Source organism: Exiguobacterium sp. s127 (genome assembly GCF_018618695.1).
In the GTDB taxonomy this organism is placed as follows: domain Bacteria; phylum Bacillota; class Bacilli; order Exiguobacteriales; family Exiguobacteriaceae; genus Exiguobacterium_A; species Exiguobacterium_A oxidotolerans.
The window spans coordinates 209,155-220,576 of the sequence record NZ_JACSMO010000003.1; the positions used below are offsets into that span (position 1 = coordinate 209,155).

The 11,422-nt window shown below is 48.0% G+C and carries 14 protein-coding genes; 13 read left to right on the plus strand and 1 reads right to left on the minus strand.

Annotated elements, in window-relative coordinates:
* The first annotated feature begins 20 nt into the window (after positions 1-20).
* From KNP98_RS06010 to KNP98_RS06040, 7 genes are all read left to right on the plus strand, one after another.
* Entirely contained in the window at positions 21-551 is a 531-nt protein-coding gene (locus KNP98_RS06010) for a ReoY family proteolytic degradation factor (protein ID WP_029330637.1), read from the plus strand.
* A 216-nt stretch (positions 552-767) separates the two neighbouring features.
* Positions 768-1,208: a DUF2487 family protein gene (locus KNP98_RS06015; RefSeq protein ID WP_029330635.1), complete on the plus strand. Its 441-nt coding sequence runs from the start codon at positions 768-770 to the stop codon at positions 1,206-1,208.
* Positions 1,209-1,312: 104 nt separating this feature from the next.
* A complete protein-coding gene (locus KNP98_RS06020; protein ID WP_029330633.1) occupies positions 1,313-1,819 on the plus strand; it encodes a ubiquinol-cytochrome c reductase iron-sulfur subunit in 507 nt (168 codons plus the stop codon).
* 3 nt (positions 1,820-1,822) lie between these two features.
* A complete protein-coding gene (gene qcrB / locus KNP98_RS06025; protein WP_012370658.1) occupies positions 1,823-2,494 on the plus strand; it encodes a menaquinol-cytochrome c reductase cytochrome b subunit in 672 nt (223 codons plus the stop codon).
* A 41-nt stretch (positions 2,495-2,535) separates the two neighbouring features.
* Positions 2,536-3,327, plus strand: coding sequence for a menaquinol-cytochrome c reductase cytochrome b/c subunit (locus KNP98_RS06030; RefSeq protein WP_029330628.1), 792 nt, complete (start codon positions 2,536-2,538; stop codon positions 3,325-3,327).
* A gap of 50 nt (positions 3,328-3,377) precedes the next feature.
* Positions 3,378-3,983, plus strand: coding sequence for a DUF1405 domain-containing protein (locus KNP98_RS06035; protein WP_239456729.1), 606 nt, complete (start codon positions 3,378-3,380; stop codon positions 3,981-3,983).
* A gap of 44 nt (positions 3,984-4,027) precedes the next feature.
* Positions 4,028-4,705 (plus strand): zinc metallopeptidase, encoded by a 678-nt coding sequence (locus tag KNP98_RS06040; protein ID WP_088837317.1) that lies wholly within the window; start codon positions 4,028-4,030, stop codon positions 4,703-4,705.
* Between the two features lie 94 nt (positions 4,706-4,799).
* On the opposite strand, the gene KNP98_RS06045 is transcribed toward KNP98_RS06040, so the two are convergent.
* Positions 4,800-5,687, minus strand: a complete 888-nt coding sequence (locus KNP98_RS06045; RefSeq protein WP_029330623.1) for a YitT family protein — start codon at positions 5,685-5,687, stop codon at positions 4,800-4,802.
* Between the two features lie 178 nt (positions 5,688-5,865).
* On the opposite strand from KNP98_RS06045, the gene bshA reads away from it, so the two are divergent.
* The 6 genes from bshA (at position 5,866) to panD (ending at position 11,365) form a co-directional block, all read left to right on the plus strand.
* On the plus strand, positions 5,866-7,008 hold the full coding sequence (bshA, locus tag KNP98_RS06050; protein ID WP_088837316.1) for an N-acetyl-alpha-D-glucosaminyl L-malate synthase BshA: 1,143 nt from the start codon (positions 5,866-5,868) through the stop codon (positions 7,006-7,008).
* Positions 6,995-8,125 carry a CCA tRNA nucleotidyltransferase gene (locus KNP98_RS06055; RefSeq protein ID WP_239456728.1) on the plus strand — a complete coding sequence of 377 codons (1,131 nt, stop codon included), beginning with the start codon at positions 6,995-6,997 and terminating at the stop codon, positions 8,123-8,125. Before bshA ends, KNP98_RS06055 begins: the two co-directional genes overlap by 14 nt.
* Positions 8,101-9,072 (plus strand): biotin--[acetyl-CoA-carboxylase] ligase, encoded by a 972-nt coding sequence (locus tag KNP98_RS06060; protein WP_088837315.1) that lies wholly within the window; start codon positions 8,101-8,103, stop codon positions 9,070-9,072. The genes KNP98_RS06055 and KNP98_RS06060 overlap by 25 nt, the downstream gene beginning before the upstream one ends.
* 239 nt (positions 9,073-9,311) lie before the next feature.
* On the plus strand, positions 9,312-10,151 hold the full coding sequence (gene panB, locus KNP98_RS06065) for a 3-methyl-2-oxobutanoate hydroxymethyltransferase (protein ID WP_029330615.1): 840 nt from the start codon (positions 9,312-9,314) through the stop codon (positions 10,149-10,151).
* Positions 10,148-10,978, plus strand: coding sequence for a pantoate--beta-alanine ligase (panC, locus tag KNP98_RS06070; protein WP_214768564.1), 831 nt, complete (start codon positions 10,148-10,150; stop codon positions 10,976-10,978). The genes panB and panC overlap by 4 nt, the downstream gene beginning before the upstream one ends.
* 3 nt (positions 10,979-10,981) lie before the next feature.
* Positions 10,982-11,365, plus strand: a complete 384-nt coding sequence (gene panD / locus KNP98_RS06075) for an aspartate 1-decarboxylase (RefSeq protein WP_029330611.1) — start codon at positions 10,982-10,984, stop codon at positions 11,363-11,365.
* The last annotated feature ends 57 nt before the right edge of the window (positions 11,366-11,422 follow it).

Sequence of the window (11,422 nt, forward strand, 5' to 3'; positions counted from 1 at the left end):
GAGAAGGGAGTAGGATTGAGATGACAGAGAGAAAACAGCGTTTCTTGCGCCGCATCTTGACCTATTACACGTTGAAGCGTCGGGAATCCAAATGGATCCTTGATTATTGGCTTCGTAATGATGCGAAACTGGATCAAGTTCATTTTGTTCAAAATGCGATGTTCGCGCCAAAAGCAATCATCATGACGACATACGGGTTTGACGCTGAACCGTTTCTCTTTAAAAAAGGTGAGGTTAAAACGACTGACCCGGAAAAGGCATATCACGACATCCGATTGACGGACGAACCGATTTATATCGAGTTAAATTTTCAAGGGATGATGATGGATGATGAATACTTGTCCCTACTTGAAGAGAACCCGTTTCGTCCGGAGGTCACTGTTGAACCACGATTAGCGGACGAAGCGATGAATTTCATCGCGGCGACGGTCAATCGGCAAGAGGAAGAGCGATTGATTCGTTTGATTGATGAAGCACTTGATGCACGCGATCGGAGTCGTTTTCAATCACTCTCGGAAGAATTGCGGACGATTCGGAGCCAACTCCAATAACTAAAATACACTTTTCAATCTTCATACGCGTTCGTCTGCAGTCATCCTCTTCGGATAAAGAAGAGGATGATTTTATTTGAGTTTGAAAAAAACCTAAATATGAAGAAAAATAGAATGGAATTTCATAAAACGTTCACATTAAGCGAGCAGTAATAAAAGCGGATATGATACATTAAATGTGACGAAATGTAAGTGAACAGGAAAGGGGGAAATGATTTGCGTTTCAAACCATCCGATGTTCAAAGGACGAGAAACGAACAAGCGTATATCGATACGTTGGTCGTCCCATTGATACCGATCGGATTTGATGAATCGATGCATGCTTTTGCGGAATGTGCTGACATGACATTGACGGTTGCGTCAGAAGTCGAACGGCAACTGTCCGGTCGGGCGATGCTCCTTCCAGCAATGACGTATGTCGGTATACCGTCACTCGATCAATTGAACGGTTGGCGGGAAGCGGCATCTGCCGAGCAATTCCGTTTTGTCACGTTCATTACGGCAGATTTACGCTGGAAAGACACAGCGGTCGACGACATCGTCTATGTTCCACGATTATCGCTCGAGACGATGAGTCGCGACCAGCAAGGTCAGATGGTCGGGAATTTTGTAGGACAAGTTCTCGAACAGTTAGGAAACCGTTGGACCGCGCTATGAAGCGGTTGACGCGATGATTTTATTAAGATACTATTACCATGTGAGAAATTTGTGTGAAGTACAGTGGTCTTGGGGCACGGCGTACATCACAAGGGGGGATCGATATGGCTCAAAACGGGTCTAACGTAACACGTCGTCAATTCTTGACGTATACACTGACTGGAGTCGGTGGCTTTATGGCAGCGACGATGGTCATGCCGATGGTCAACTTCGCAGTTGATCCGGTCCTGAAGAAATCAGGATCAGGCGATAAAGTAAAAGTAATGAAGTTGTCGGACATCACAACAGAACCAAAACGGGTCGACTTCAAGAAGCAAACACAGGATGCTTGGTATGATTTCGAAGAAACATTATCAGCATGGGTCTTCAAAAATGATAAGGGCGAAATTCTCGCACTATCACCGATCTGTAAGCATTTAGGATGCCAAGTCAGTTTCGGAGCAGATCCGACGCACCCAGAGCAATTCTATTGCCCATGTCATTTCGGACGGTACACGAAAGATGGCGTCAACGTACCAGGAACGCCTCCGACGAAGCCGCTTGATGAATATGAAATGCAAGAGAAAGATGGTTTCCTCTACTTAGGTAAACCAGTCGAAAGAGGTGCGTAAGCGATGATGCAAAAAATCTATGATTGGATTGATGAGCGGGTTGATATCACTCCGCTTTGGCGAGATATCGCCGATCATGAAGTTCCAGAACACGTAAACCCTGCCCATAACTTTTCAGCATTCGTTTATTGTTTTGGCGGGTTGACGTTCTTTACAATCGTCATCCAGATTCTTTCAGGGATGTTCTTGACGATGTATTACGTACCAGATATCATCAATGCCCATGCGTCAGTGTACTATCTTCAAAACGAAGTCGCACACGGTCAAATCGTTCGTGGTATGCACCACTGGGGCGCATCAGTCGTCATCGTAATGTTGTTCTTACATACATTACGCGTCTTCTTCACAGGATCATACAAAAAGCCACGTGAATTGAACTGGGTCGTCGGTGTCCTCTTGTTCTTCGTTGTCTTAGCACTTGGTCTAACCGGATACTTGTTGCCTTGGGACATGAAAGCATTGTTCGCGACGAAAGTTACGATTCAAATCGCGGAAAGCATACCGGTCATCGGTGGCATCGCGAAGACGCTCCTCGCGGGTGGAGAAATCGTCGGTGCAAGTACGATTGCTCGATTCTTTGCGATTCACGTCTTCTTCCTTCCTGCGGCATTGTTCGTCTTGCTCGGGGCCCACTTCATGATGATCCGTAAACAAGGGATCTCTGGACCACTTTAAACCGACAATCAACTTAGGCAACCTAAAAGGGGGAGAACACGATGCATCGTGGTAAAGGAATGAAATTCGTCACCGATTCACGGGTGTCGATCAATAACCGGATGCCGAATAAGTCGAAAGACTATTCTGAGTATCCAGGTCGGACGGAAGCGTTCTGGCCAAACTTCTTACTTCGCGAATGGATGGTAGGAGCGGTCTTCTTGATCGGCTTCATGACGCTGACAATCGTTGAAGCAGCACCACTACAAAACATAGCTGACCCGACGAATACGTCGTACATTCCACTTCCGGACTGGTACTTCCTATTCCTCTATCAGCTCTTGAAATATCAATTTGCTGCCGGTCCGTACATTTTGATGGGAACTGTCATTCTTCCAGGTCTTGCTTTTACGGCGTTACTCGTAGCACCGTGGCTCGACCAAGGGATTGAACGTCGCCCGGCAAAACGTCCAGTCGCAGTCAGCATGATGTTACTCGGAATCGTCTCAATCATTTTCTTGACTTGGGAATCTGTTCAAACAACGCACTGGGATACGATCCATAAACAAGGTGAGTTGACGATGAACGAAGGTCCTGAAATCGATACAGCGGCGAAAGGGTATGAAATTTACTCGAACCAGTCATGTGTCAACTGTCATGGTAAGAACCTCGAAGGTGGAGCAGCCGCTCCTGCCCTCGTCGGGACACAAAAGACAGAAGATGAAATTTATGAAATCGCAGATAAAGGTGTCGGTGCGATGCCTGCTGGACAGTACAAAGGTTCAGATGCAGATCGTAAAGAACTCGCTAAATTCATCGCTTCTTACGGTGAAGGCGGAGAGAACAATAAATAAGAGAAGAGCCGGGGGAATGATTCCTCCGGCTTTTGTCTATCATGAGGTGAATGAATGTGCCGTTTTTGCAGATTTTAAAACATAAAGCCCTCCTTTGGCCGCTCGGATTAATCAATCTAGCGGGAACGTTATACGGCTATTATTGGTATCAACCGCAACTCGAGACGGCGAAATGGTACTATTATCCGTTCATCCCGGACAGTCCGACGGCGTCGCTATTTTTTACGATTATCGTGTTTTTATGGATCTTCAATCGTCGTTCCCGACTGTTTGAAGCGCTCGCGTTCGTCACGTTGATTAAATATGGTGTTTGGGCCGTCGTCATGAATGCCTTGATGCTTCAAGAACTCGGGACAGGTAACAGTTATTTGACGGCAATGGCACTGATGTTGATGGTCTCGCACGGCGCGATGGCATTCCAGGCACTGCTTTATGTTCCATTCATGACGTTTCGCGTCAAGGAACTTGTCCTTGTCTCGATTTGGGTCATCCATAACGATGTCGTCGACTACGTGCTCGGTCAGTGGCCACGCTATCCGGCGCTCGCGGAGTACATCCAGTGGATTGGCTATGGTTCGTTCTGGTTGACGGGATTATGTATTTTGATGGGATATTTCTTTGTCGCACGCGATTCGATTGACAATAAGGTCGCTTGAACGTAAAATAAGGATATAATCTTTTAGGAAAGGACAGATGTTACATGGCTAACTATCTGATTTACCTCGCCATCATCATCATTGTTCCCATCTGGGCACAAATGCGAGTCCGAAAAACGTATAAAAAATACCAAGAAGTTCCGATTCATAGTGGGGTGACAGGCGCTCAAGTCGCTGACTTCATCATGAAACAGAATGGGATTACGGATGTCCGTCTCGAAGCAATCGGCGGAACGATGTCCGATCATTACGATCCGACGAATAAAGTCGTTCGTCTTTCGGAAGATGTGTATCATGGTTCAACGGTTTCTGCCGTTTCGATTGCAGCGCACGAAATCGGGCACGTCATCCAAGATGCGACGGACTATAACATGATGCGTGTCCGTCACCGGATTGCACCGGTTGCGTCAATTACGTCGAATCTGTCATTCCCGTTATTACTCGTTGGTTTCTTCGCTGGGATGACTGGTCTTGCGATGCTTGGTGTCATCTTGATGCTCGGTGCCGTCGTCTTCCAGCTCGTGACGTTGCCGGTTGAGTTCGATGCGTCGAAACGGGCGATGGCTCAGTTAACGGAACACGGGATCATCGATGCGGAAGAAGAGCGTGGCTCACGCCGTGTCTTGAACGCCGCCGCCTGGACTTACGTCGCTGCGACACTCGTCGCTGTCGCCGAATTCCTCCGCCTCGCTTTGATGGTCTTTGCACCGTCTGACGAGTAATTCAAGAGTAACGCGTACAAATTAATAAAAAATAAACACCCGGCTGGTTCGATCTTCTTCTTCAGAATCGAATCAACCGGGTGTTTTTTTGTTTTTACGTTTCCTTGATCGGAACACGATTTTCATCGAACGTAAATCCTTCGCCGGTTACTTCATACACATCATGGAGTGTGATGAAAGCATGTTGGTCAACTGTTTTGACGAGCGTCTTCAACCGGGTGATTTCATTGCGGGCGACGACGACATACAAGACTTCAAGGTCGCGACCGGAGAATCCACCTTTCGCGAGTAACCGCGTCGTTCCGCGGTTCATCGTCGCGTGAATCCCGTCGGCGATCTCCGTCCGGTGATCACTGATGATCATCGCGGCTTTACCAGCATACGTTCCTTCCTGCATCCAGTCGATGACACGGGCCCCGACGTAGACGGCAAGCAACGTATACATCGCCTGTTTGTAGTCGAGATATGTCAATGAAGCGACGATGACGAAAAAATCAAAAATCATGAACGTCCGACCGATCGACCATCCGAAATACCGCTTCGTCAGTCGGGCGATGATATCGACCCCGCCCGTCGTCCCGCCGTTGTTGAAGATGATGCCGAGGCCGACACCGATGAAGACACCGGCGAACAACGAAGCGAGCACCATATCGTCTTTCAACATGATTTCAAGCGGTGAATATTTGGCGATTAGGCCGTACCAAAGAGAAAAGCTGAACGTGCCGATCAAGGTATAGATGAACGTCGTCCGCCCGAGCATTTTATAGCTGACGAAAAATAACGGGACGTTTAAGACGAGGTTCGTAATCGACGGGGATAAACCGAACAAGCCCTTTAAAATAAGGGTGATTCCCGTGAATCCACCCTCAGCTAACTCATTTTGAACATTAAAATGATAAATGCCGAACGCAAAGATAAATGATCCGATTAAAATCCAAAAAATATTTCGGAAGCGAATCGGAAATTGAAATGGGGGTGCCATAACAGGTTGCTCCTCTCTAACAAGACTCTTTCTCTAGGGTAACGGTAGACGTTGAAAAAGACTAGCTTTTCTACGGAAATCTCCTTGGAAAGTGGTCGATGTAGTTTTTAAGAGGCGTTTTGTTTACAATTGAATCGAGAAGACAAGGTTAACCTAATTAAAGAGAGAGTGATCTTATATGAAAAAATCGATTGGAATCCTTTGTTACCCGTCCGTAGGCGGAAGTGGTGTCGTCGCGACGGAACTCGGGATGAAACTTGCAGACCGTGGGCATGATGTCCACTTCATTACATCAAGCATGCCGTTTCGCTTGACGGAATATCGTCCGAATATCACGGTTCACCTCGTAGAAGTCAACCAATATTCTGTATTTAAATATCCGCCTTATGATATTACATTGGCTTCGAAAGTCGCAGAAGTCATCGATGTGTTCGATCTCGACATCATCCATGCCCACTACGCCGTCCCGCATGCCGTCTGTGCAGAGCTCGGACGCAATATGGCGAAGAAGAAAGGCGTCGCTGTCGTGACGACTTTACATGGAACGGACATCACGGTCATCGGTCAAGACTTAGAGATGCAGCCAGCCATCCGTTACGGAATCGAAAGTTCGGATGCTGTGACGGCCGTCTCGGAAAGTCTTGCTCTTGAGACGAACATGACGTTGCATGCCGAGTACGATATTGACGTCATTGCGAACTCGATTGATGAGAGTGTGTATTATCCGATGCGCGACGAACGTCTAAAACGACATTATGGGATTGAGCCGGGAGAAGTCGTCGTCATACATATTTCGAACTTCCGCCCCGTCAAACGCATCGATGATACGCTCGTCGCATTTGCAATTGCTGCAAATAATCGTGACATGCGGCTATTACTCGTCGGAGATGGTCCGGAGATGGGGCAGACGCGCCGCCGGGCAAAAGAACTCGGGGTCTATGAAAAAATCATCTTTGCCGGAAAACAAGAACATGTCGCCCAGTTGCTCGCAATCAGTGACATCCATTTATTGTTGTCGGAAAAAGAAGCGTTCGGACTCGTCGTCCTTGAAGCGATGGCGGTCGGAGTCCCAAGTGTCGTCTCGAATGCCGGTGGCTTACCAGAAGTGATCCAAGACGGACAAACCGGATTCATCGTTCCGACGTATGACGTCAAGGCAGCGGCGGAACGAATCGGCCAGTTAGCCGATACACCCGAGTTACGCGAACAGATGGCGGATGCCGGAATTCGCGATACACGGCAACGGTTCGATTCAAATGAAATCGTCCGGAAGTATGAACAGGTCTATGAACGGGTGTGTGCACGATATGAAAATGTCTGAGCTGGCGAATACGATCATTGAAACAATCGAACGTGCAGGTGGCGAAGCGTATGTCGTCGGTGGAGCTGTTCGCGACACGTTACTCGGACGCGTGCCTGGCGATTATGATTTAGCGACGTCACTCTTACCGGACGAGGTCATCCCGTTGTTTCCGGTCGTCATCCCGACCGGACTCGAGCACGGGACGGTGACGATCGTCTTAGAACACGTACCGTTCGAAGTGACGACGTTTCGTTCCGAGTCAACCTATAGCGACCGCCGTAGACCAGACCACGTGACACTTGGCGTCTCACTGGAAGAAGATTTGACACGACGTGATTTTACGATCAACGCGATGGCGTTAAAACCAACCGGGCTCGTCGATCTCTTTGGTGGACAATCCGACCTTGCGAGCAAAATCATTCGAACGGTCGGCCGGCCAGAAGAGCGCTTCGAAGAAGATGCCTTACGGATGATTCGTGCCTTTCGCTTCATGAGTCAGCTCGAGTTCTCGTTAGACGGTTTGACGGAGCGGGCCATCGCGAAGCAAGCGGAGATGATTCAACACGTCGCAATCGAACGTGTCGCGATTGAGTTCGAAAAACTGCTCCTTGGACCGGGGCGTGTTGCAGCGTTACAAGCGATGTTACGCACAGGACTCGCGACCTATCTTCCACACGTCACTTCAGAAGTGATGGGACGATTAGCACAATCATCATTACAGGGTGTCTCGACAGAAAATGTGTGGACGCTGCTGCTCGACGCCGGGTTTCCGCAAGAACGGTTACGTGTCTTTAAACGTTCGAAAAAACAGGAGCAGCGGGCAAAACGACTCGTAGCGCTTGTTCGACTGGAGCAACTAACGGACTGGCAACGGTATACATTGACGGACGAGGAACTGCTCGTCTTAAATCAAATGACAGGTCGGAGTCACGCAGACCGGACAACTTTAGCGATCCGCTCGTTAAAAGATTTACGAGTCGGCGGACGCGACATGATTGCTGCCGGGCTGAAAAAACAAGAAATCAAAGAAGCACTCCATTATTTGGAACAGCATGTCGTAAACGGACACCTTGAAAATCAACGGTCGATTCTGTTAGAGGAAGTGAGCAAATGGAAAAATCAACACGAGACGTAATCTTGCAACGATTGATGCAGACGGATTGGATTTCAGGTCAAGATTTAGCTGACCAGTTAAATATTTCACGTACCGCTATTTGGAAACAAATTGCGTCTTTAAAAGAAGCAGGGTACGCGATTGAATCGAATAAAAAAACCGGGTACCACCTCATCGATCGTGGTGATCATTTAACAGCACTTGCAATCGAACAGTACTTACAGACGAAATTTTTCGGACGTGATATTTTTCATGTCGAGGAGACGGAGACGACGCAACGGATTGCGCATGATTTAGCACAACAGCAGGTCAAAGAAGGGAAACTCGTCGTCTGTGACTACCAGACGAGTGGGCGCGGACAGCTCGGTCGTGTTTGGCACGAGACGAAAGGAAACGGAATTGCGATGAGTTTGATAGTAAGACCAGACGTCCCGCTCGATCAAGCAGGACAATTAACACTCGTGTCTGGCATTGCCCTAGCGACATCTTTACGTGAGTTCGACGTGCCAGTGACAATCAAATGGCCGAATGATTTATTGATTGATGGTCGAAAGGTCGCAGGGATTTTGACGGAAATGCAGACGGAAGCAAACCGGATCAGCTCGGTCATTATTGGAATTGGAATCAATGTTCACCATGACGTCTTTAGTACGGCAATCGCTGATCGGGCGACGTCCCTTAAACTCGCGACCAATCGAACGTTTCGGCGGGCAGAAATCGTTGCATCCTTCTTAAATCAGTTTGAGCAGATGTACGAACGGTGGTTGGTCGATGGATTCGGCTCTTTTGTCGAAGCGTGGGAACATCTTGCGGATAAGCTCAATCAACCCGTTACACTACGCTCGCGTCAACAAACCTTGTCTGGTTATTTGCGCGGAATTCGCGCCGATGGAACGCTGATGGTCGAAACGGACCAAGGAATGGAAGCATTCCATTCGGCGGAACTCGTCTACTGGACAGAAAACTAAAATCCCGACGTTTGCAGTTGCCAATTTGAATCATGTATAATAAAGCGAAGGATGATAGCCGTTAGGAGTCATACCGGTAGAAAACTTTTTTTATCGCTAGTACGACCTGCCTTGATCCTATTTCGGACAGGGACAGAAGGACGATGTTGCACTTATTCACGCCTTCTTTCCTATGGGTATTTTTAGGAAGGAAGGCGTTTCCTTTTGTCCTCTCTACACTAACGAAGGAGAGAACACACATGCACACAATGACACCTTTACTAAAAAAACAAGCAACGGGAGAAAAACTCGTTATGTTGACGGCGTATGATTATCCGTCAGCGAAATTAGCAGAAGCAGGAGCCGTCGATCTCTTACTCGTCGGTGATTCACTTGGAAACGTAATTTTAGGATATGATTCGACGATTGCCGTGACGGTTGAGGACATGATTCATCATGCACGGGCGGTCCGCCGTGGGGCACCGAAGACATTCATGGTCGTTGACATGCCATTCGCAAGTTACCACGGTTCGTTCGACCGGACGCTTGATGCTGCGGCACGTATTTTTCAAGAAAGTCAGGCCGATGCCTTAAAACTTGAAGGTGCTGGGGACATCTTGACGACGATTCGTCGCTTGACGGACGCAGGGATGCCTTGTGTCGCACATCTTGGATTGACACCCCAATCAGTTGGCGTACTCGAAGGTTTTAAAGTACAAGGAAAATCGCTTGCAGCAGCGGAACAGTTGATTGCAGACAGTTTAGCAGCGGAACAAGCCGGTGCGAAGATGCTCGTCCTGGAATGTGTCCCGCACCAACTTGCGAAACGAGTCAGCGAATTACTTCAGATTCCTGTCATCGGGATTGGTGCCGGCGTTGATGTCGATGGACAAGTCCTCGTCTACCATGACATCCTGACATATGGTGTCGGACGTCTACCGAAGTTTGTTAAAGCGTATACGGACTGGAATACGTCAGGGACAGCAGCGATTGCTAGCTACGTCGAAGAAGTAAAACAAGGTGTATTCCCATCTATTGAACATACGTTCACGATGGATGAAGAATTGATCGATTCGCTTTATGGAGGCGGTAAAGAATGAAAGTCATTCAAGACATCGACGAACTACGGCAAGAATTAGCAGCCTATGACTCGATTGGTTTTGTACCGACAATGGGGTTTTTGCATGAAGGTCATGGTTCGTTACTCGAACAAGCACGACGTGAAAATGAGATTGTCGTGTTGAGTATTTTTGTCAATCCGACGCAGTTCGGACCAAACGAAGATTTAGAACGGTATCCACGTGACGAACAACGCGATCAACAACTGGCGGGTGCGGCAGGCGTCGATTATGTATTTTATCCGACGAATGAAACGATGTATCCGCTCGATATGGCGCGCGTGACGGTCAGAACGGGCGACGACGTCCTTTGTGGTGCGTCACGACCAGGACATTTCGATGGCGTCTTGACGGTCGTCAGTAAATTGTTGAACATCGTCCACCCGACCCGTGCCTATTTCGGACTGAAAGATGCTCAGCAGTTAGCCTTGATTGAAGGATATGTTGCAGATTATTTCGTCCCGGTCGAGATTAAACGGTGTCCGATTATCCGGGAAGCGGACGGTCTCGCAAAGTCCTCACGAAATGTCTATCTGTCTGAGCAAGAACGCAGTCAAGCACCGCGTTTGCAACAAGCTCTCCAGCAAGCAAACGCGTTACTTGAAGCAGGCACAGCCGTCGAGGAAGTCGTCGAACGGACGAAAGATGCTTTGCATCTTGAAGGAACGGCGCTTGATTATGTCGAAGCGGTCGACTATCCGACGCTCGGACCGGTTACATCAGAAACGAAAACGATTTTATTAGCCGTCGCGGTTCAGTTTGAATCAGCGCGTTTGATTGATAATTTACTTTATACGAGAGGAGCATGATTTATGTTACGGACATTCATGCACGCTAAACTACACAAAGCTCGAGTGACGGAGGCGAACCTCCATTACGTCGGTTCCATCACGATTGATGAAGATTTGCTTGATGCGGTCGGAATCTTTGAAAATGAAAAAGTTCAAGTGACGAACAATCAAAACGGTGCCCGGATCGAAACATATGCGATCAAGGGTGAACGTGGCTCCGGTGTCATTTGTTTGAATGGTGCGGCAGCTCGCCATTTCCAAGTTGGAGACGAAGTCATCATCATGGCATATGCACAATTGACGAATGAAGAAATCCTCGTCCACGAGCCGAAGGTGGCTGTTCTCGATGAAACGAATAACATCAAACAGATGCTTTCTCAAGAAATCGCGCATACGATCTTATGAAATTCAGAGACCCGGAACACATTCGGGTCTCTATTTTTGTTAAGATGAAACATGAGA